Genomic DNA, 20,432 nt, shown 5'->3' with positions numbered 1-20,432 from the left:
CCAATGATCCCAAACGCATGCTCAATCCCGTGCTTCTGCAAAACCTTAACAAAAGCCTCTTCCGTCGTCATCTTCATAAGGGTGTTTCCTTTTTCGATCGCGTAAGCGTTAGCGAATTAAATAATTTCATCTTTCAGGTAGTAGCCGACATAGGCCATCCTCTGGCCAAGCCTGCGAAACGGGGTCAGGAATCCGTGGCTTGGTAAGGGCGAAGTGAAGATAGGTAGCTCGAACGCTTTGTCTTTCTTCCCTGCTACCAGCTGCGCCATACGACGCCCGGCCTGAGCCGAGTACATCACGCCGTTTCCGCCATATCCCATTGCGTAGAACACGCTCTGATCCGGGTCTGGTTGGAAGATACGCGGCATCATATCATGGCTGACATCGACCCAACCCCACCAAGAGTAGTCAAGGTTGATATCCTCCAAAGCCGGGAACTTCCGGGCCAGCCCTTTTTTTAGCATATCCAAGTGCTTTTCATTCTCCGCATCCCGACCTGTCACCGCACTGCGGCTTCCGATCTGCATCCGGTTGTCGGGCAACAAACGATAGTAGTGCCGAAGCGTCCTGGTGTCGGTCAGAGGGGACTTAGTCTGAATCCCACATTCATCCAATTCGGACTGCGTCAGCGGCCGCGTCACCAATGAGTTTGAAAGGATCGGCATCAGGCGGTGCTTGGTGCGCGAATTCAAACCCGGCGGGGTGTAACCAGCTGTCGCCAGCGCCACGCTTTTGGCTCGAACAGTACCGCCCGGCGTCCGCACATGATGAACGCCGTCCTTGGTCTCCCATCCCATGACCGGGCTACCGGTGTGGATCTTGACGCCCAAACGGCGCGCCATTTTGACATATCCAAAAGCAAGTTTTCCGGCGTGGATGCAAGTTCCATCCGGCTCCCACATAGCACCGACAGACTCCATGTCACGAACATGGTCCGCATGCAGTTCATCCCGCGGAATGATGCGTGAGCCATAGCCAAACACGTCGTTGAGCAGTTTGCTCTCTTTCTTCAGCGAAGGCATGACCTTTTCGCGGTGAGCGATGTAGTAGTGACCACCCGGTTGCGGATCGCAATCGATATCATCCGATGCGATCAGATCGTTAAACAGCTCAAAGGCTTCGGTGACCTCGGCATGCATGCCCTTGGCCACGTCTTGCCCCCACCGTTCTATCCATTGTGACCGTTTGAGCCGCCCTGACGATATCTGAGCCTGACCACCGTTGCGGGTGGAACAGCCCCAGGCCACGGTGTTCGCCTCAAGAACAACGGCTTTTATGCCGTGTTCCTTTGCCAGATGAATGGCGGTGGACAGGCCCGTATACCCCGAGCCCACCACAACGACATCCGCATCCATGTCAGTGGAAACGGGGCCATCATCAGCGGGCGGGGGGCCCGCTGTGCCGATCCAATAGGTCGGCGCATGATCACGATTGTGGCCCGGACCCGCATCCATGATCGGGTCATACTTTGGATCATAGCTGGCCTTTGGCCAATGCCGCGGGATGCTGCTGTCCACCATCTTCTTGTTCTCCGTAGCGCTGCGAGAAAGCTCAGGCTTTGAACATTGGGCGTGTTTTGCGAAGCGCCTGCTTCACGGTGATCTGACCGTCCCGTAAAGTGAACAGATCGGCACCTTCGGCTTCGACCCGCATGCCATTGGCATCGGTCCCCGAAAAGGTCCATTCCGACACGGCCCGGTCGCCATGCACAAAGTGGCTGTGATGGTCCCAATGGGCATCTTTCATCCCGGCCCAGACACCCGAAAACGCGGCGGCAATGGCCTCGGCGCCTTCAACCTTGTTGCCGTATTTTTCATCGCCAGCGACAGTGAAGAACACACAATCATCCGCAAAATGGGTCATCACACCGTCAATGTCGTGACGGTTGAACGCGTCGAACGTGTCGGACAGGTCCTGCGCAGTGAGGGTATTGGTCATAGTCTTGTCTTTCGTGGTTTTTCAGTTGGATTTTTCGTCGTCTCGGTACGGAACGACGAGTGTGGGGATATCTGCACGGCGCAATACACGCTTGGCGACAGTGCCCAGGAACGTATGCGAGAACCCGTGATCATGGGCTCCCAAAACAATCAGATTGCATTTCAACTCATGCGCGCGCCGGAGGATCACTTCGGCGGGGTATCCGTCAATGATCTCAATTGTTTCGATCTGATCTTGGATACCGCGATCAGCTTCGGGCAAAGCAGCCCAGAACGCCTTTTGCCGCTCTGTCAGCACCGCCTTTACGTGGTCATGGCGCGCCTTTAAGGCTTCGGCACGCGAACCTGTATCCTGCATGAACATGCGTAGCGTAATCAACGCGTCGTCACTGAGGGGCTCGGAGACATGCAACACATGCAGCTTTGCCCCGGTTGACGCGGCCAGGCTGGCCGCGTGCATTAAGGCATAGGTGGAATTTCGCGACAGGTCAGTCGCGAAAAGGATCTGCGTAATTGTTTGTTTCATGGTTTCAGTTCCCTTTTCCGTTCGTTCACGCCTAGTAACCGAACACGCGCGGCAGCCAGAGCGAGATCTCGGGGAAGAACGCGATGATGAAGATCGCAATCGTGTTGATGAAGGCGAACGGTAGGGCGCGTAACGAAATCTCTTCGATCGAGATCTTCGATATCCCCGACGCGATGAACAGGTTTTCACCCAGCGGCGGTGTTTGGAACCCGATGCCCAGCGTACAGACCATGACCACACCAAAGTGGATCGGATCGATGCCGACGCTATAAGCCACGGGCAACATCACCGGAACGAGGATCAAGATTGTGGCCAGCGTCTCCATGAACATACCGACAAACAGCAGGAACAGGATCACAAGTGTCCAGATCACATAGATGTTGTCAGTAAAGGACAACATACCCTGCGCGATCACGGCCGGAACCTGATTTTCAACCAGAAGTCGCCCGAACACCGTTGCAGTGAACATGATCAACAGAACCCGGCCGGTCAGCCAAGTGGTAGTTTCCAGAGCACCAAACAGGCTGCTCCACGACAGCTCCCGATAGATGAACGCGCCTACGATCAGCGTGTAGAAGATCGCAACGATGGCGGCTTCGGTTGGAGTGAAATAGCCCGAATAGATCCCGCCCAGGATCACCACCGGTGCCATCAGCGCCCAGAAGCCGCGATACATCTCGCACCACATATGGCGTGGTGACCAGCCATCGGTGCTGCCAGTATAGTTGTTCTTTTTCGCGAGAACGTAGTTCATCAGCAGCAAACTGCCTGCGATCAGGAAGGCGGGCATAAACCCGGCAATGAAGAGTTTCGGGATCGAAACGGTCTGGAACTGGCCGAACTCCTCCACAGCTTCGGGTGGGGGCGGCATACCCAACGCGGCGATGCCGAAAATGATCAGCGGGATGGAAGGCGGGATAACGATGCCCAGGCCACCTGATGAGGCGGTGATTGCCGATGCAAAACCCTTGGAATAGCCGCGATCAATCATGGCCGGGATCATCAACATACCAACGGCGGCGGTCGTCGCCGGGCCGGAACCCGAGATAGCGCCAAAGAACAGACACGCCATAACGGTTGCGGCCGACATACCGCCGGTGAACGGACCAGCGAAGCTTTCGGCGACATTGATAAGCCGTCGCGACAGCCCCGATGCTTCCATCAGCGCACCCGCCAGAATGAACGCGGGTAACGCCATCAGCGGGAAGGACCCGACCGAGGTAAAGGCGATCTGCACGAATTTGATTGGGTTTTCACCCAGATAAAGGAAGGTGATCAGGGTCGAGACGCCAAGCGCCACAGTGATCGGAGCACCGATGAACAGCAGAAACAGGAATCCGCCAAACAGCAGTGGGATAATTTCTGCGCCCATTACTTATCTCCCTCAGAACTGGAACTGCCATGGCTATGGCTTTCGGCTTCGGCTTTGACAGCGTCGAGATCGATCGAGTCTGGATCGATCATCTCTTCATCCAGCACGAGTTTGCGATAGTTCACCTGGATCACCCGGATGGTCATCAGCGTGAAGGCTATGGGGAGAACGATATAAACCCAGCTAAGATGGAACCCGAGAGTTTGCGACGACTGGAACTTGTTCATCTTGTTGAAGATGAAGTCGATTGCCAGATAGACGAAAACGACGTTGAAGAAGATCCAGAAGAGATCCGCGAAGGCCTCAATGTATTTGATCGCGCGGGGCGACAGGAACTTGAACTGAAATGTCACCCGGTTATGGGCGCCCATCTTTGCAGCATAACTGGCGCCAAAGAAGACAAACCAGACGAACATGTAGATCGACAGTTCTTCGACCCAGGAAAACGAGAATGCAAATAGCGTTCTCACGATAACCTGAAGAAACAACAGACAAACGAACATCGCCAACAATGTGCGGCAGATATAGCTTTCGATGTTGTCGACAAATCCCCAAAACTTCGACATCTGACCCTCCCTTTTTTGTAGGGGGCACCGTCAGGCACCCCCCATTTCATTGACCTTTTAGCCTTAGCTTATTGCGAAACCGGTTCGCGGCCGATTTCAGCCAGCACGGCGTTGAGCTTTTCGACGCCACCGATGCTTTCATAGAACTTCGGCCACACGGCGGTGGTTGCAAGTTCGATGAATTCAGCTTCGTCGTTCTCGGGGTCGACGATTTCCATGCCTTTTTCGATCAGGATCTCTTTGATCTCGGCCTCTTTCGCGCGCAGGAAGTCTGCAGAAGCCTGTGTTGCGGCCTTGCCAGCCTCAAGCACGATTTCCTGATCCTCGGGGGACAGTTCCTGGAACACCTGCTCGGAAATGATGAGCGGCTCGATCGAGAAGATGTAACGGATGTTGGTCACATACTTCTGAACTTCGTAGAACTTCATCGCGTTGATGGTGGTGTAAGGGTTGTCCTGACCGTCGACAACTTTGGTCTGCAGACCGGCAAAGGTTTCCGACCACGCCATCGGCGTCGGGCTGATGCCCCAAGATTTATACGTGTCGATCATGATCTCGTTCTTGGGAACGCGAATGACCAAACCTTCAAGATCCGCTACCGACTTGACTGGTTTTTTCGAGTTGGTCAGACGACGGAAACCAGTATAGGTCCAGGCGATGATGCGAACACCGGCATCATTGATGGTGTTCTCGGTCAGTTCCTGGCCAATCGGGCCCTGGGTCAGTTTCTCGGCGTCCTCGAGGCTGAGGATCACGTAAGGCAGGGTGAACACGCCAACGGTCGGCGAGAACGGAGTGATGTTGTTGATAGCCAGCAGCGACATATCAAGCGTGCCAATGGCCGCGTCGTTTACGGTATCCTGCTCGGAACCGAGCTGACCGTTCAGGAAGAGAGTTGCCGTATGATTGCCACCCGATAACTCTTCGAGGGCGGCTTTGAAGCCTAGTCCCGTTGCCTCTTGGCTTGAACCCCCGCTGTCGCCAACCGCGATCTTGAAGTTTTTGGCATCTGCTGCGCCGGCGACCATAAGCGCCGCCACGGATACCGCAGCGGTAAAGGCGCCAACCTTCTTGATGAATGACATGGATTTCCTCCCAGTTGTCAGATTTTGAGGTGCGCGCCGACCTTGGGGAGATGTGGCCAGTCCGATTCTGCCTCAGCAGATCAACACTAGCTTGCATAAAATGTTTCTTAGTTGTTAATCTTTGCGCAATAGGTTTCACAAATATCGAACTTAAAATGAATCGCGATACGCTTGCCACGCGAATAGGCGACACGGACATCCGGTTGCTTAGGATATTCAGAACCGTCGTGGAAAGCGGCGGGCTGACGGCGGCCGAGATCGAACTAAACATCGGTAAATCGACTATTTCAAAGCATATCTCGGACCTTGAGTTGCGGTTGAAACTGAAGCTTTGCAATCGCGGTCCGGCCGGGTTTTCCCTGACGGAAGACGGAGAACAGGTATTGGCTGCGGCAGAGGAGTTGTTGATCGCCGTATCGCATTTCCGAACCGAGGTTAACGAGATAAAAGAACAACTTGCAGGAACAATCCGTGTTTCGCTGTTCGATCAATGTGCCTCAAATCCCGAGTCTCAACTTGCCTCGGCGATCCACAATTTCAACGAGGCTGCCCCCGCGGTTCAGATTGAATTGTCACTGGAACCCCCGAACGTGATCGAGAAAATGGTCATCTCAGGCCAGCTGGATTTGGGTATCATTGCGTTGCACCGACCGTCAACGAGCCTTAACTACGTTCCACTCTATGGCGAAGACATGTTTCTTTATTGCGGGGTAGATCATCCGTTATTCGCGACCCCAGACGCCCAGCTCAGCACCAGTGACCTGCGCCGATACAACTATGCCGGTGTAAGCGTGAATTCGCCAAATCTGATCGTAGGCCAACAACTTGGGTTCAAGCGCGCAGCAAAAGTCCAGAACGAACAAGCCCTGGCCATCCTCATTCTGTCGGGCCGTTATATCGGATTCTTACCGGACCATTTGGCCCAGGGGTTTGTCGGTCGTGGGTTAATGAGGAAGATTTTGCCAGAAGAAACCCAGTATCGCACACGATTTGCTGCGGTTACACGAAAGCAGCCCGCCCCTACTCGTGTCACCAAACTGTTCCTTGATGCATTGAAGAGCGCGCATTTGCGAAAAGAACCAACTGTCGTTTCAAGCTTTGCGGAACGCTAACTGGATTTGGTTGTTTTTGGGCAGTCATCAACACTTAGATACCGGGGCTCCAAATGGGGATGGAGGCGCCCAACGACATCAATATGTGCCCGGCTTCCATCACGGATACCGAGCACGGGTATTGGAGATAGGGCGTTACCCCTGCGCTTTAGAAATGCACCGACTTTGCAGCAGCAGTGTTTTCCATTGGCGGTGCAAATTTCGTCAGGTCGATACCTTCTACGGCAGATTTGTACTCTTCAATTTTCGGAGTTCGGCCAAGGATCGCTGAAAGGACTACAACCGGCGTAGAAGCCAGCAGGGATTCGCCCTTCTTCTCACTTGAATCCTCGACAACACGACCCTGGAACAGGCGCGTGGACGTCGCCAACACCGTGTCACCCTTGGCCGCCTTTTCCTGGTTGCCCATGCACAGGTTACAGCCAGGGCGTTCGAGATACAAAATGTTCTCGTATTCGGTGCGGGCAGCGCCTTTAGGGAACAAATCATCAAACTCGAAGCCCGAATATTTTTGCAGGATGCTCCAGTCGCCTTCCTCTTTCAGCTCATCAACGATGTTGTAAGTCGGCGCGGCAACAACCAATGGCGCCTTGAATTCGACTTTGCCGTTCTTCTTTTCCAAGTTTCTGAGCATTTGTGAAACAATGACCAGATCGCCCTTGTGGACCATACACGAACCCACAAAACCCAGATCGACCTTTTTCTCACCCTGATAGTAGGACACCGGCCGGATTGTGTCGTGGGTATATCGCTTGGACACATCCGCGTTGTTCACATCCGGGTCCGCGATCATTGGCTCGTCAATTTCGTTCAGGTCAACGACCAGTTCGGCAAAGTATCTGGCGTTGTCATCCGGCGTCAAAGCGGGTTTCTCGCCTGATTGGATCTCAGCGATGCGCGTGTTTGCCTTGTTGATCAATCCCTGAAGGGTGCCAGCGGCATTATCCATGCCTTTATCGATCATGATCTGAATGCGATTTTTCGCGATCTCAAGCGACTCAATCAGTGTTTCGTCCTGAGAAATACAGATCGAGGCTTTGGCCTTCATCTCGGCGGTCCAGTCGGTGAACGTAAATGCCTGATCCGCCAGCAAAGTCCCTATATGAACCTCGATAATCCGGCCCTGGAAGACGTTGTCACCAAATTTCCTAAGCATTTGCGCCTGGGTTGCGTGAACCACGTCGCGGAAATCCATGTGATCCGCCATTTGGCCCTCGAAGGTCACCTTGACGGATTCAGGGATTGGCATCGTAGCTTCGCCCGTGGCCAATGCCAGAGCGACTGTCCCGGAATCCGCGCCGAATGCAACGCCTTTGGACATGCGCGTATGGGAGTCTCCACCAATAATGATGGCCCAGTCATCCACCGTAATGTCATTCAGAACCTTGTGAATCACGTCCGTCATCGCATGGTATTCGCCCTTGGGATCCCGTGCTGTGATCAGGCCGAATTTGTTCATGAACGACATCAGCTTAGGGATATTCGCCTGCGCCTTGGAATCCCAAACCGAAGCCGTATGGCACCCGGATTGATACGCACCGTCAACGATCGGGGAAATGACCGTTGCCGCCATGGACTCCAGCTCTTGCGACGTCATCAGGCCTGTCGTGTCCTGAGAACCGACGATATTGACGCTGACGCGGGCATCCGATCCCGCGTGCAGAACCTTGCCATCGGTGACGCCAACCGCGTTCTTGTTGAAAATCTTCTCAACAGCCGTCAGGCCCTGCCCCTCGTGCGAGATTTCTCTGGACGGCGCAAAGGCTGACTTCAGCTCAATACCCAAAGTCTCTGCTGCAAATGCCTGAAGCTTTTTGCCAAAAACAATCGCATAGGATCCACCCGCCTTGATGAACTCGACCTTCTGCGGCGAGAATGACGAGGACACGTCAACCAATTCTTCATCACCGGCCGCGTTGCACAGCGTTTTGTCTTTTGTGTTGATGGTCAGAACCGTCCCGGTGTCGACCGAATAGGTCTGTTCGAGAATTGGGTTGCCATCATTGTTCAGGATCGGGTTGCCGTCGGAATCCACTTTCTTGACCCAGTTTTTGAGATCAATACCGATCCCGCCCGTCACGCCAACCGTCGTCAGGAAAATCGGTGAAATACCGTTTGTTCCGGCGACAATCGGGGCAATGTTGACGAAAGGCACGTAAGGGCTGGCCTGTTTTCCCGTCCAAAGTGCCACGTTGTTCACACCGGACATGCGCGAGGACCCAACGCCCATAGTGCCCTTCTCGGCGACCAGCATGACACGCTTGTCCGGATGCTGTCTTTGAAGCTCCTGAATTTCAGCCTGAGCTTCGTGTGAAATCAAACATTTACCATGCAATTCACGATCCGAGCGTGAATGGGCCTGATTGCCAGGCGACAACAAGTCGGTCGAGATATCACCTTCGGCCGCGACGTAAGTGACGACCTTGATCTCATCTTCTATTTCAGGAAGCTTGGTGAAGAATTCAGCCTGCGCGTAACTTTCCAGAATACTCTTGGCAGTTTGATTTCCTGCCTCGAAAGCCGCCCTGAGCCGATCCGTGTCAGCGTCATATAGAAAGACTTGGGTTTTCAGAACATCTGCGGCTTGGTCGGCTATCGAAGGGTCATCACCCAATGCCAGATCAAGAAGAACTTCGACCGAAGGGCCCCCTTTCATATGTGACAACAGCTCGAACGCGAAAGGCTGAGGAATCCCTTGAACGTCGGCCTCGCCAAGAATGATCTCTTTGAGAAATCTGGCCTTTTCTCCTGCTGCGCTGGTTGTGCCCGGCAGCGTGTTGTAGATGAAATGGTCCAACGACTCGGCTTTGTGCGTGTTTCCAGCGTCTCTGATTTGACCAATGATCTCTTGTGTCAGCGCGCCATCTTCGATTGGCTTGGGGTTGAGTCCCTGTGCCTTGCGGGTTTCCATCTCGTTCAGGTAATCTGTGTAAAGGCTCATGGCTGCTTCCGGCGAATTTGATTGGGCACCAAGCGGTTAAACGCCCGGCGAGTAACATTGTATGCGGCGGTATACTAAATAAACCTGAGTTGCAAGATCGACGCCACACTACTTTTTGACGAGCCGAAGACCTGCCGTTGTGAATTCACAGTGACTAGCAGGCCAAAGCATTGGATGTCGTGAATAAAGTCAGTACCGAGGCTGAATTTTTGGGCCGTCGGGCGTGATCGAATGCAGCGACAATGTATGATCCATGTTGCGCATCCGATGTCTTAGCATCTGCCGCCCAAGACGGGCCAGATCGTCGGCAAATTCGGCGTTTGCGGCTACATTCTCGAACTCTCCCCGGCCCTTATGATCAAACAGGATCGGTGGCAGGTCGGCCGCGAACTCAACCAGCGTAAACCGCTCGTCCCGCAAAATAGAAAGACAAGACTCGCTGTTGCTGGTTCTCAATTGCCGTTGCCATTGGGTTGGGTTTTCAGGTTCAGAAAAATCGAGCTCGCTGAACGAGTAGTTGCGCCAATCGTGGGGCATGTCGCCATACAACAAGGGCAGCAAAGACCGGCCATCCATCGCGTTGGGTGCATTTTGACCAACCCAATCCAGAATTGTGGGCGTCACATCAATCGACTCGGTTGGGACCGTGACCGTTGATCCTGCCCGCGCTTGATTGCCGGGATCACGGATGATCAAGGGCGTATGATATGCAGCGTCATAGGCCGTCATTTTGCCCCAGCTATGGCGATCCCCCAACATCTCTCCATGGTCGGCGGTGATGACAATCAGTGTATCATCGTATTGACCGCTCTGTTTCAGATACTCAACCACACGCCCAACATGGTGATCGACCTCTGTCGCCAGGCCCATGTAGATGGCCCTCAATGTGCAGATGTTCTCATCCGTTGGCTCAACTTCATCGAACCCGTGCACAAATCGCATTGGGGTGTAAGCGTCGAGAGTTGGCCCGAAGAACGGATGCAATCCCTTCTCGTCGGCAATAGTGGCAAGGCGTTGGGGCACAGGAATGCCCGCCGGATCATACATGTCGTTGTACGGTGCCGGGGCCACCAAGGGCGGATGCGGGCGAATGTAAGTAAGGTGGGCAAACCAGTTCTTGCCTCGATGCGGTGCGATACCATCCAGAAACGCATCGGTCAGAAAAGCTGTATCACTGTCTTCCGCCCGATAAAGAGCGGGATCATTCAGCTTTGGCTTACGTCCATCCGCGAAAACGGGCTTATAAACATCCCAATAAGTGTCAAACTGATAGCCTTTTTTCATCAAATGCGATTGCCAGGAAAAAGACTCCTCAAGGCGCATTTCAACAACCTCATGGAACCCATCCATGCACTGCTCATAGGATTTTAGTATCGGATCATTGGGATCATGCACCCGGGGATCTGCCGATGTGTCGGTGTAGCCAAACAGCATCGGCAGATATCCGGCCTTGCGCATTTCAGTCGCAATGTTCGGTGTATCGTGTCGCAACGGTGTTCCGTTGCGCACGGACCGATGGTTCATCGCATATTGCCCAGTCAAAAGTGACACGCGCGATGGTCCACAGGGATTAGTGACCGAGTAGTGACGCGTAAATGTCACCGCCTCGTCCATAAAAGCCCGCAGGTTAGGCAGATCAAGGTGCTCGGCCAACGCTCCGGACAGGCAATCGGCCCGGAGCTGATCGATGATAACGAACAAGACATTTCCAGCCTGACCCATACCACGGACCCCTATTCCGCACCCTTTTTCAGATACGGACTTTGTCGTGGTTCAATCGGTCATGCAACTGGTTAGTCCAGCTCGTATTTGGTCTCGTAGTTCTCCCGAAGACCCGGATCCTGTTCTTCCTTGCGCAGCAAGCAATTCCCGATGGACAGCACTTCGATATCCGTGCCCATGAAACACCGGAACGCATCGGTTGGCGTACACACGATCGGTTCACCCCGCACGTTAAACGATGTGTTGACCACCAGTGAACAGCCGGTCAGATCCTTAAACTTCGAGATCAGCGCGTGATAGGCCGGATTGGTTTCTTTGTGCACGGTCTGGATGCGGGCGGAATAATCGACATGGGTCACAGCCGGAATGTCGGACCGCTTTACATTTAGCTTATCAATGCCAAACAGAGCGTTTTCCTCGTCCGTCATTTTGCGCCGGATGCGATCCTGAACGTCGGCAACGATCAGCATGTAGGGGCTGTCCCCATCCAGTTCGAACCAGTCAGACACATCTTCGCTTAGAACGGATGGTGCGAATGGCCTGAAACTCTCGCGGTACTTGACCTTGAGGTTGAGGGTCTTTTGCATCGACTCGGATCTAGGATCGCCCAAGATCGAGCGGGCACCCAAGGCACGAGGACCGAACTCCATACGCCCCTGGAACCAGCCAACCGCTTTGCCATCTGCCAACGCCTGTGCGGTTTGATCGACCAGCTCTCCGTTCGCATAGGTGGAAAATTTTGCACCCGCTTGGGTTAGTTCCTTGGCAATTGCATCATCCTCATACAGTGGGCCAAGATAAGACCCCTGCATTTGATCACCAGAAGGCACTTCACGCGGTTGTTGCATCTCTTGATGCCAGGCGGCATAGGCAGCGCCCAATGCACCACCTGCATCGCCGGCGGCGGGTTGTACCCAAACATTGTCAAAGGCACCGTCCCGGAGGATTTTGCCGTTGGCGACGCAGTTCAAGGCCACCCCACCTGCCATACACAGATTGCGTATGCCATGCTCGCGCGCCAGATCACGGGTGATGCGCAGCATGATTTCCTCGGTCACGGCCTGCACCGAAGCCGCAATGTCCATATGGAATTGCGACAACTGTTCCGTTTCAGGCTTGCGCACAGGATGGCCAAACAAGTCTTCCAACGCCTTGTTGGTCATCGTCAGACCGGCGGTGTAGTTGAAATACTTCTGGTTCAGACGGAACGAACCGTCCTCTTTCAGGTCCACCAGATGTTCTAGGATAAGGTCCTTGTATTGCGGCACCCCATAAGGAGCCAAACCCATGACCTTGTATTCACCGGAATTGACCTTGAAGCCTGTGTAATAGGTGAAAGCCGAATAGAGCAGACCCAGTGAATGCGGGAAGTGCAATTCCTTGACCATCGTCAGGTCATTGCCGCGCCCGATACCCACAGTTGTTGTTGCCCATTCCCCGACACCGTCCACTGTCAGCACGATCGCCTCTTCAAACGGAGAGGGATAGAATGCGCTGGCCGCATGGCTGACATGGTGTTCTGTGAACAGAATTTTTTCGACCGAGAAATCCGGGTCGATCCTACGCAGCTGTTTGTTCAGCAGATCCTTGAGAAACAACTTCTCTCTCAACCAGACCGGCATCGCCATTCGGAACGAGTTAAAACCACGCGGTGCTACTGCGATATAGGTTTCGATCAGGCGTTCGAACTTCAGAAACGGTTTGTCGTAAAAGACAACATTGTCCACATCGGCAAGGGTAACTCCTGATTCGGCCAACACATACTCGATGGCCTTTTCAGGAAAACCCGGGTCGTGTTTGCGACGGGTAAAGCGTTCTTCCTGCGCGGCGGCAATGATCTTGCCGTCGCACAGCAAAGCTGCTGCGCTGTCATGATACAGCGCTGATATGCCTAAAATATAAGTCATAGGATCAGAACAGCGTATAGATGAACGGCGCAATCGCCGAACCTTGGCTAAGTACAATCAGACCGCCGAACAAACCCAACACAATCAGGATGGGCAACAGCCAAAACTTTTTTCTGACCCTCATAAATGACCAGAGCTCGGAAACGAATGACACGCCTGGTTCTCCCTTCTTTAAAACTGCTGTTTCATGCTGCCGGGCTGATCCGTGCGATCAACCCAATAGCTTTTTGCTGAACTGTCTAGTTTTTCAGACAAAAGATCTTTGCCAAACAGGCGTACGACGACGCCGAACGGCACAAATGTGGTTATGAAAACAAGGAACATCACGACGGGTGCAACGATGGCGCCCAGCAACATACCAAACTTGAACCAAAGCCGGTTGGGCTTGGTCAGCGTTTTCGGGGCAATAAAGGTCAAAGCCAGAATAATCGCAGCGATGACCAGCGGAATCCAGCGCACTGTACCACCGCCCCACAGCGGCCACAGGGCAATGATCAGGAAGACTACAGTGAAGACGATCCCAAAGCCCCGCTCGGACCCGATTTCGACATCAACATTTGCTTGATGGTCAGACATGAAACACAACCGAATAACAAAAACACAATAACAGGGCCAAAGATAACATCGCCACCCAGCGACACAAGGGAATAGATCACAGAGCGCGCTGGAAAATCGTTAATTTCTGTCGCCCGGTGTCGCACGAACGCCATTCTGAGCACTCAATTCCAGATTGGGTGGCACAAACCCGTTGCAGCCCATGTGCGTTTCACTTCACATATGGCCATGACGCCGCCTAACATAACATCCGAGCAAGACAGCGACGGCACGTTGGTACGGATTGCAGGTGACATGCTAACGCAATCACTGGAAACCGTTGAAAACGACTTTGCCGCAATCCGTCCTTCTGATGGCCCGGTGACGTTGGATTTGACAGACGTCGAAGCATTGGACACCGGCGGTGCATGGTTGGTCGCTGATCTGGCCGGGCGATTCACGTCCAAAGGTGCGACACTTCAGTTCAAGGGGGTTCAGCCAGCCCATGCAGCCCTGATCGATACTGTCTCTCACAATATCCCCGGCGACCCTGGCAAGCTGCCACAACCACGTGGTTTCGCGGATTGGGTCGAACATATTGGGCAAGGTACTTACGGGACCTGGCAGGACACTCTGTCCATATTGGGGTTCCTCGGGCTGACACTCGACCGGCTGGTGCGTACGCTTCTGCGACCTTGGCGCCTGCGTCGCGCCGCGTTGGTCACGCATATGGAAGAAACCGGATTCAAGGCCCTGCCCATTGTCGCGCTCATGGGGTTTCTGATTGGCGTCGTTCTGGCCTTTCAGGGCGCAACCCAGCTTAAACAGTTTGGCGCGGAGATTTTCGTGGTCGAGCTGATCTCAATCTCGATTCTGCGTGAACTTGGCATTCTGCTCACGGCAATTATTGTTGCGGGCCGGTCTGGCTCGGCCTTTACGGCCTCGATTGGCTCAATGAAAGTGCAGGAAGAGATTGATGCCATGCGCACATTGGGGCTGGACCCGATCGAAGTGCTGGTCATCCCCCGTGTGCTTGCCCTTTTGATCATGCTGCCAATTCTGGGATTTGTCGCTGACATGGCTGGCCTTTTTGGCGGCGCCTTGATGAGCTGGATTGATCTTGGCGTCAGCCCCGGCATGTTCGTGACTCGTCTGAAAGAAAACACCGATGTATGGCAATTGGCCGTTGGTCTGATCAAAGCGCCGTTTTTCGCCCTAGTCATAGGCGTCATAGCCTGCTGGCAGGCCATGCAGGTCAAGGGCTCGTCCCAGAGTGTTGGTCAGCGTACAACGGCGTCGGTGGTACAATCCATCTTTATGGTGATCGCAATCGATGCGCTTTTCTCGATCTTCTTTTCTCAGATCGGGGTCTGACATGGACGGCACGGTTCAACAGCAGGAAACGAAGTCAGACGCTCAACGTGATGCCGTGATCCGCGTCCGGGGCCTGCGAAATCAGTTCGGTCCGCAAGTGGTACATGACGATCTGAACCTCGATGTTTGGCGGGGCGAGGTTTTGGGTATTGTCGGCGGTTCGGGCACTGGTAAGTCTGTTCTGTTGCGCACGATTGTAGGGCTGAACAAACCTGCGGCAGGCAGTATTGAGGTCTTGGGGGTAGACGTTCTAAACGGGCCGGAAGAAGACCGACGTAGGATCGAACGGCATTGGGGCGTTGCCTTTCAGGACGGCGCGTTGTTCTCGTCATTGACGGTTTTGCAAAACGTCATGGCTCCCCTGCGCGAACACACCGGCATTAGCGAAAGCCTGATGGAGGCGCTTGGAGCGCTCAAAATCAGCCTCGTTGGCTTGCCACAATTAAGCTGCGGCAAGTTTCCGTCCGAACTGTCGGGCGGTATGCGTAAACGTGCCGCTTTGGCGCGCGCGCTGGCTTTGGACCCGGAAATTGTGTTTTTGGACGAACCTACGGCCGGCTTGGACCCGATTGGTGCCGCCGCCTATGATGACCTGATTGGCGAATTGCAGCAGGCGCTTGGACTGACGGTTTTTATGGTAACTCACGATCTGGACAGTCTTTACGCTATCTGTGACCGTATCGCGGTGCTTGCAGAAAAGCGCGTGCTGGTCGAAGGTCCGATAGAAGACATGACCAAGGTCGACCATCCTTGGGTGAAAGAGTACTTCACAGGCCCCCGTGCCCGCGCGGCACAACAGAAGGGGCAGGACAGGTAGAGGCGATGGAAACCCGAGCAAACTATATTCTGATCGGAGCGTTCACCCTTGCGGGGATTCTGGGCGCGTTCGGCTTTTTCCTGTGGCTCGCCAAATTCGAGGTTACCCGCCAATACGCTTACTATGATGTGTTGTTCGACAATGTCTCTGGTTTGTCGGCCGCCGGAGGCGTTAACTACAACGGCCTACCGGTCGGGCAGGTGATCTCGCTTAATCTGGACAACGACGACCCATCCAAAGTTCGGGTTCGGATCGAAGTGGATGCAGATATCCCCATCACCTCGGAGACAATAGCGCAGCTACAGTCCCTTGGCGTCACAGGCGTCGGTTACGTCGAACTTACCGGAGGATCCGCAACCGCAGAGCGATTGGCACAGAACAGCGTGATCAAAAGCAAACGCAGTACGATCCAATCCTTGTTTGAAGGTGCGCCAAAAGTTCTGGACGAGGCGGTAACTTTGCTGGAAAGCCTTAACAAGGTGGTTGATGACAAGAACCGTGAAGCCGTCAGCAGCATTCTGGACAACCTATCCTCTGCCACCGGGAAACTGGATAAAACGCTGACCAGCTTCGAGTCTGTGGCTAGCGATGTTGGCCAGGTCGCCAAAGATATCGGTGAGTTTTCAAAGCGCTTGGATCCGTTGATCGACACAGCGGAAACAACACTAAAAACAGGTACAGATACTCTCAAGTCTGTTAAAACGGCGTCGGATTCAGCCAAGCTGGCCCTCGATGAGGCAAAGACCACTTTAACGACGGCGGACCGGGTCCTTCAGGAAGACATCCGGCCCTTTATCGAACGTGGCTCGCAGCTGGCTGAACGCCTGACACGCCTGTCGGACGAAGGCAGTGTGACGCTGGAGGTTGTCACCGAAACCGTGCTGAATGCGAACAAGACGCTGGGGTCGATCACCTCGGCGATGGACACGGCGAAAAGCACGCTTGCATCGGCTGAACGCGCATTCGACTCGGCAAACCGGGTGATGGATGAAAACGTGGCCCCCGTCGCGGAAGACATCCGCAAGGCGGCAAATCAGGTCACAGAAACCGTGTCGAACATCACGGACAAGATCGACAAGATTTCAGACGACATTCTCAGCGCCTCAAATTCCGCGTCGGAGTTGCTGGGAACAATTGATGGCATTGTCCAGACCAACCGCCGACAGGTATCAGATTTTCTACGTGTGGGCCTGCCTCAATTCGTACGGTTCGTCGAAGAATCTCAGCGACTGGTCATCAGCCTTGATCGTCTTGTAGACAAGATCGAACGTGACCCAGCACGTTTCCTTCTGGGCACCCAAGCATCGGAGTTTCGTCAATGATTAGGCCTTTTGTTCTGACCCTGATGATAGCGACGCTTGGTGGATGCGCCGGTTTGGGAACATTGCAGCAAGCCGCCAAACCGAATGATCTGTATCTGTTGACCCCCAAAAGCACTTTTTCTTCGTCGCTGCCGAAAGTGCAAAAACAGATTGTGGTCCAAGAACCAACCGCAACGGCTGCGGTGAACACGGATCAGATTGCAGTTCAGCCGACCCCACTGCAGGTGCAGTATTTGCCTCGCGCCCGTTGGGTTGACCGGGCTCCGCTCATCGTTCAGGCGCTGATGGTTGAAAGCTACGAAAACTCTGGCAAAGTGGCCGCCGTCGGGCGCTCGACCGTTGGACTGCGCGCGGATTACGTCATAGTGCCCGACCTGCGCGAGTTTCAGGGCGTTGTGGTTTCCGAGACTGAAGAGGCAAAAACCGTACGTGTTGAAGTGCGTATGAACATTAAGATCGTCGACGAGTTTGAAGACAAAATCATCGCATCAAGCTCGTTTCAGGAAAACGTGGTGTCAGAAAGTGACGCGACCCCGGATCTGGTCAATGCCTTCGACGTTGCGTTGGGAAGAACCATGCGAGATGCCGTGGAATGGAGCGTTCGCAAGATCAATTCTCATGCAGCCAACAACCCACGTGCATCCGTAAACTGAGTGTGCAGCGGGTCACTGCACCGCGACCCGCCACCCGATTTAACGGGAAAGGGCTTCGGCCAGACGCATCAGTGTGATGGCCTCGACCCGGTATCCAAACGGATCCTCACCCTTGGCCGTATTCGCCAGTGCTATTGCATCTTCGTACGACCAGTCACCCAGATAGCTACCCCCGCGCAGCAGCTGGCCGAACCCGGCAATCGCATACGAAAATTTGACGTCATCATTCGCCGGGGCCTGAGCAGGCAAGATCGGTTGTTGGATCAACTGGCTATCTCCAGCTCCGGGTGTCTTGTAGCGCAGCTTAAAGTATCCGATCTCATCAGACCCCGATGGTTCCGGATCCGAGGCGTATCGCAAAGAGCTATTGCGAATGGCATCTGACCCAACCGGAGTGACCTCATAAATGGCGGTCACACTGTGACGCGCGCCAATATCGCCCGCATCGACCTGATCATTCGAGAAATCCTCGCGTCGCAGGGCGCGGGTTTCATACCCGATCAAACGGTATTCGGCGATCTGTGCCGGGTTGAATTCCACTTGAATCTTCACGTCGTTGGCAATTGGGAACAACGCACCTGTCAACTGGTCCACCAGCACCTTGCGTGCCTCATTAAGCGTGTCGACATAGGCCGCCTGCCCGTTTCCGTTCTGGGCCAGCGCCTGCATCGTCGCGTCATCCAGATTGCCCCGACCAAAGCCCAGAACGCTTAGGAAAGTGCCGCTGTCGCGTTTGCTTGCGATGAAATTCTTCAACGCGTCTGGATCGGACAGACCAACGTTGAAATCCCCATCCGTGGCAAGGACCACGCGCGTAACATCGCCTTCCTCAGCCATACCTTCAGCGACCTGATAGGCTTGCTGCAACCCTGCCTGCCCGGCGGTCGACCCGCCTGCCTCCAGCTGCTCAAGTGCGTTCAGGATCTTCGTGCGCTCAGAAGCTGCCGTTGGTTCAAGGACCTGCCCGGCGCTGCCTGCATAGGTTACGATAGACACCTGATCCTCTGGCCGCAGTTCGGACAGCAGCAGGCGGAAAGATTGCTTGAGCAACGGCAGTTTGTTGGCGTCCTGCATGGACCCGGATGTATCAATCAGGAACACAAGGTTGAGCGGTGGACGATCTTCGATCTCAGGCAATGCGCCCTGAATTCCGATATGGACAAGCTGTGTACCTTCATTCCAAGGCGTCGGAGACACGGTGATCGTTGACCGGAAGGGCGTGTCTCGATCAGGAGCGGGATAGGCGTACGGGAAATAGTTCACCATTTCTTCCACCCGCACTGCATCCTTGGGTGGCAGATAACCGTTCATCAGCGAAGACCGGACAATCGAGTAAGACGCGGTATCAACGTCGATCGAGAAGGTCGAAACCGGCTCGTCAGCAGTGATTTTCAGCGAGTTTGTGTCAGAGTTGGAAAAGGATTCCGTATTTGGGTTTGATACAAATCGGTCATCCTCAGGCAAGGGTGCGATCGACGTCGAGGTTTCGGTCCCATTCAGGGCACCTCCGGCGATGCCGAAACGGCCGGCATCCTTCGAAAACTGAACGCCAGGGGATGGCGTTGCAGCGGGTGCAATGGCGGGCTCTGTTTCGGTCACCGGCTGAGTTTCAGCAACCGACTCTTCTGCGCTTTCACCGAGCAGGCTGGCTAAAACGTCGGCTTCATCATCCGTCTTTGAAGTTTCCGGTTTTGGCAACGCGCCCCGGCTTTCGGTCCACGTGGTTGGATCAACCACATAGTCCCGCGTCTGCGGCACGATCATAACCAAAGCCACGGCTGCGATTGCAGTGGTTGCGGTCAACACACCGCGATGTGAGAGGGTATTCAACATGGATTTTGCTCCTTCTGTCATGCGGACCATCAAGCCTCGCTTAACAGTGGGACGCATCCCGGCACGCGATCCTTGGGCACGCATAAAATTTTCCTGTGCCAATTCCAGATTTTCTGCACGGCGACGGGCATCGGGTGCTGGCGTCGCTGCATCCATCAAAGTTTTCAGATCGTCAAATTCGTCAGTCATTGCGCCAGCTCCTCTTGTCGCATGGCTCGCAAGCGTTTGCGTATCTCGGACATCCGCCACGACACTGTTCCTTCCGAGATGCCCAGAATGTCTGCCGCGTCCGCATGGGTCATTTCTTCGTCGAGTGTCAGGGCCAACGTGTCTTGCAGTTCGTCAGGCAAGGACCGCATTGCATGGTGTAACCAGTCCATTGCCTCGGCCGTTTCTGCTGCCTCGGCCCGGCGCAGGCGTTCGACGTCCCCCCACCCGGCGGCGGCACGGTCACGGCTGGCATGGCGGCGGCGGGCGTCTTCTGCGGCGTTGACGACGACGCGATAAAGCCAGGTGGTGAATCTCGCCTGAGCTCGGAACCCGGCGATTTTAACCGGGAGTGCTGCGCAAATGTCCTGCGTCAGATCCTCGGCCCGCTCCGCGCGCCCGGTCAACCGGAACGCCAGGCGAAACACCCGGTCGTAATGCCGCGCCAAAAGCGTGGCAAACGCATCCGCATCGCCACCAGCAGCCGCCAAGGCCAGATCTTCGTCCGAAGTTTTCATCCGCAT

The 20,432-nt window shown here is 54.5% G+C and carries 18 protein-coding genes; 5 read left to right on the top strand and 13 right to left on the bottom strand.

Annotated features, from left to right (window positions below; translation table 11 throughout):
- Window positions 1–116: 116 nt before the first annotated feature.
- The 6 genes from Q1B21_RS16330 to Q1B21_RS16305 form a co-directional block, all read right to left on the bottom strand.
- Window positions 117–1,520, bottom strand: coding sequence for an FAD-binding oxidoreductase (locus Q1B21_RS16330; protein ID WP_299890960.1), 1,404 nt, complete (start codon window positions 1,518–1,520; stop codon window positions 117–119).
- Between the two features lie 31 nt (window positions 1,521–1,551).
- Window positions 1,552–1,938: a nuclear transport factor 2 family protein gene (locus Q1B21_RS16325; protein ID WP_299890958.1), complete on the bottom strand. Its 387-nt coding sequence runs from the start codon at window positions 1,936–1,938 to the stop codon at window positions 1,552–1,554.
- A 21-nt stretch (window positions 1,939–1,959) separates the two neighbouring features.
- Window positions 1,960–2,463: a universal stress protein gene (locus Q1B21_RS16320; RefSeq protein ID WP_299081425.1), complete on the bottom strand. Its 504-nt coding sequence runs from the start codon at window positions 2,461–2,463 to the stop codon at window positions 1,960–1,962.
- Between the two features lie 31 nt (window positions 2,464–2,494).
- The gene (locus tag Q1B21_RS16315) at window positions 2,495–3,835 is read right to left on the bottom strand and encodes a TRAP transporter large permease (RefSeq protein WP_298936335.1); all 1,341 of its coding nucleotides are present in this window, start codon (window positions 3,833–3,835) and stop codon (window positions 2,495–2,497) included.
- Window positions 3,835–4,401 carry a TRAP transporter small permease gene (locus Q1B21_RS16310; RefSeq protein WP_299081428.1) on the bottom strand — a complete coding sequence of 189 codons (567 nt, stop codon included), beginning with the start codon at window positions 4,399–4,401 and terminating at the stop codon, window positions 3,835–3,837. The genes Q1B21_RS16315 and Q1B21_RS16310 overlap by 1 nt, the downstream gene beginning before the upstream one ends.
- A gap of 68 nt (window positions 4,402–4,469) precedes the next feature.
- Window positions 4,470–5,486, bottom strand: a complete 1,017-nt coding sequence (locus Q1B21_RS16305) for a TRAP transporter substrate-binding protein (protein WP_298936333.1) — start codon at window positions 5,484–5,486, stop codon at window positions 4,470–4,472.
- 155 nt (window positions 5,487–5,641) lie between these two features.
- Here Q1B21_RS16305 and Q1B21_RS16300 point away from each other — a divergent pair, with 155 nt between their 5' ends.
- Window positions 5,642–6,598, top strand: a complete 957-nt coding sequence (locus Q1B21_RS16300) for a LysR family transcriptional regulator (RefSeq protein ID WP_299081431.1) — start codon at window positions 5,642–5,644, stop codon at window positions 6,596–6,598.
- 148 nt (window positions 6,599–6,746) lie between these two features.
- Here Q1B21_RS16300 and Q1B21_RS16295 read toward each other — a convergent pair whose 3' ends face one another.
- From Q1B21_RS16295 to Q1B21_RS16275, 5 genes are all read right to left on the bottom strand, one after another.
- Window positions 6,747–9,539: a bifunctional aconitate hydratase 2/2-methylisocitrate dehydratase gene (locus Q1B21_RS16295; protein WP_299890954.1), complete on the bottom strand. Its 2,793-nt coding sequence runs from the start codon at window positions 9,537–9,539 to the stop codon at window positions 6,747–6,749.
- Between the two features lie 189 nt (window positions 9,540–9,728).
- Complete coding sequence (locus Q1B21_RS16290) at window positions 9,729–11,261, bottom strand: alkaline phosphatase family protein (protein WP_299890952.1); 1,533 nt, start codon at window positions 11,259–11,261, stop codon at window positions 9,729–9,731.
- A 71-nt stretch (window positions 11,262–11,332) separates the two neighbouring features.
- Entirely contained in the window at window positions 11,333–13,168 is a 1,836-nt protein-coding gene (locus Q1B21_RS16285) for a carbamoyltransferase (protein ID WP_299890950.1), read from the bottom strand.
- Window positions 13,169–13,172: 4 nt separating this feature from the next.
- A complete protein-coding gene (locus tag Q1B21_RS16280) occupies window positions 13,173–13,322 on the bottom strand; it encodes a DUF5989 family protein (protein ID WP_298936327.1) in 150 nt (49 codons plus the stop codon).
- Window positions 13,323–13,339: 17 nt separating this feature from the next.
- On the bottom strand, window positions 13,340–13,744 hold the full coding sequence (locus tag Q1B21_RS16275) for an SxtJ family membrane protein (protein WP_298936326.1): 405 nt from the start codon (window positions 13,742–13,744) through the stop codon (window positions 13,340–13,342).
- A gap of 207 nt (window positions 13,745–13,951) precedes the next feature.
- Here Q1B21_RS16275 and Q1B21_RS16270 point away from each other — a divergent pair, with 207 nt between their 5' ends.
- Genes Q1B21_RS16270 through Q1B21_RS16255 form a run of 4 tightly spaced genes read left to right on the top strand, consistent with a single transcriptional unit; the run spans window position 13,952 to window position 17,868 of the window.
- A complete protein-coding gene (locus Q1B21_RS16270; RefSeq protein WP_299890947.1) occupies window positions 13,952–15,076 on the top strand; it encodes an MlaE family lipid ABC transporter permease subunit in 1,125 nt (374 codons plus the stop codon).
- A 1-nt stretch (window position 15,077) separates the two neighbouring features.
- Window positions 15,078–15,893, top strand: coding sequence for an ABC transporter ATP-binding protein (locus Q1B21_RS16265; protein WP_298936324.1), 816 nt, complete (start codon window positions 15,078–15,080; stop codon window positions 15,891–15,893).
- Window positions 15,894–15,898: 5 nt separating this feature from the next.
- Window positions 15,899–17,215 carry an MlaD family protein gene (locus Q1B21_RS16260; protein ID WP_299890944.1) on the top strand — a complete coding sequence of 439 codons (1,317 nt, stop codon included), beginning with the start codon at window positions 15,899–15,901 and terminating at the stop codon, window positions 17,213–17,215.
- Window positions 17,212–17,868 carry an ABC-type transport auxiliary lipoprotein family protein gene (locus tag Q1B21_RS16255; RefSeq protein ID WP_298936322.1) on the top strand — a complete coding sequence of 219 codons (657 nt, stop codon included), beginning with the start codon at window positions 17,212–17,214 and terminating at the stop codon, window positions 17,866–17,868. The genes Q1B21_RS16260 and Q1B21_RS16255 overlap by 4 nt, the downstream gene beginning before the upstream one ends.
- A 39-nt stretch (window positions 17,869–17,907) precedes the next feature.
- Here the strand turns inward: Q1B21_RS16255 and Q1B21_RS16250 are convergent, their stop codons facing one another.
- A complete protein-coding gene (locus Q1B21_RS16250; protein WP_299890942.1) occupies window positions 17,908–19,890 on the bottom strand; it encodes a VWA domain-containing protein in 1,983 nt (660 codons plus the stop codon).
- Window positions 19,887–20,426: a sigma-70 family RNA polymerase sigma factor gene (locus tag Q1B21_RS16245; protein WP_299890941.1), complete on the bottom strand. Its 540-nt coding sequence runs from the start codon at window positions 20,424–20,426 to the stop codon at window positions 19,887–19,889. Before Q1B21_RS16245 ends, Q1B21_RS16250 begins: the two co-directional genes overlap by 4 nt.
- Between the last annotated feature and the right edge of the window lie 6 nt (window positions 20,427–20,432).

Origin of the sequence: uncultured Ruegeria sp., assembly GCF_947504215.1 — a bacterium.
Classification (GTDB): domain Bacteria; phylum Pseudomonadota; class Alphaproteobacteria; order Rhodobacterales; family Rhodobacteraceae; genus Ruegeria.
The sequence above is the reverse complement of the archived record's forward strand: the minus strand, read 5'-3'. Positions and strand labels throughout refer to the sequence as shown.

What these genes read in the sequence shown, in the direction of transcription:
- Q1B21_RS16330 (WP_299890960.1), bottom strand. Translation starts at nt 1,520, where the DNA reads ATGGTGGACAGCAGCATCCCGCGGCATTGGCCAAAGGCCAGCTATGAT.
- Q1B21_RS16325 (WP_299890958.1), bottom strand. Translation starts at nt 1,938, where the DNA reads ATGACCAATACCCTCACTGCGCAGGACCTGTCCGACACGTTCGACGCG.
- Q1B21_RS16320 (WP_299081425.1), bottom strand. Translation starts at nt 2,463, where the DNA reads ATGAAACAAACAATTACGCAGATCCTTTTCGCGACTGACCTGTCGCGA.
- Q1B21_RS16315 (WP_298936335.1), bottom strand. Translation starts at nt 3,835, where the DNA reads ATGGGCGCAGAAATTATCCCACTGCTGTTTGGCGGATTCCTGTTTCTG.
- Q1B21_RS16310 (WP_299081428.1), bottom strand. Translation starts at nt 4,401, where the DNA reads ATGTCGAAGTTTTGGGGATTTGTCGACAACATCGAAAGCTATATCTGC.
- Q1B21_RS16305 (WP_298936333.1), bottom strand. Translation starts at nt 5,486, where the DNA reads ATGTCATTCATCAAGAAGGTTGGCGCCTTTACCGCTGCGGTATCCGTG.
- Q1B21_RS16300 (WP_299081431.1), top strand. Translation starts at nt 5,642, where the DNA reads ATGAATCGCGATACGCTTGCCACGCGAATAGGCGACACGGACATCCGG.
- Q1B21_RS16295 (WP_299890954.1), bottom strand. Translation starts at nt 9,539, where the DNA reads ATGAGCCTTTACACAGATTACCTGAACGAGATGGAAACCCGCAAGGCA.
- Q1B21_RS16290 (WP_299890952.1), bottom strand. Translation starts at nt 11,261, where the DNA reads ATGGGTCAGGCTGGAAATGTCTTGTTCGTTATCATCGATCAGCTCCGG.
- Q1B21_RS16285 (WP_299890950.1), bottom strand. Translation starts at nt 13,168, where the DNA reads ATGACTTATATTTTAGGCATATCAGCGCTGTATCATGACAGCGCAGCA.
- Q1B21_RS16275 (WP_298936326.1), bottom strand. Translation starts at nt 13,744, where the DNA reads ATGTCTGACCATCAAGCAAATGTTGATGTCGAAATCGGGTCCGAGCGG.
- Q1B21_RS16270 (WP_299890947.1), top strand. Translation starts at nt 13,952, where the DNA reads ATGACGCCGCCTAACATAACATCCGAGCAAGACAGCGACGGCACGTTG.
- Q1B21_RS16265 (WP_298936324.1), top strand. Translation starts at nt 15,078, where the DNA reads ATGGACGGCACGGTTCAACAGCAGGAAACGAAGTCAGACGCTCAACGT.
- Q1B21_RS16260 (WP_299890944.1), top strand. Translation starts at nt 15,899, where the DNA reads ATGGAAACCCGAGCAAACTATATTCTGATCGGAGCGTTCACCCTTGCG.
- Q1B21_RS16255 (WP_298936322.1), top strand. Translation starts at nt 17,212, where the DNA reads ATGATTAGGCCTTTTGTTCTGACCCTGATGATAGCGACGCTTGGTGGA.
- Q1B21_RS16250 (WP_299890942.1), bottom strand. Translation starts at nt 19,890, where the DNA reads ATGACTGACGAATTTGACGATCTGAAAACTTTGATGGATGCAGCGACG.
- Q1B21_RS16245 (WP_299890941.1), bottom strand. Translation starts at nt 20,426, where the DNA reads ATGAAAACTTCGGACGAAGATCTGGCCTTGGCGGCTGCTGGTGGCGAT.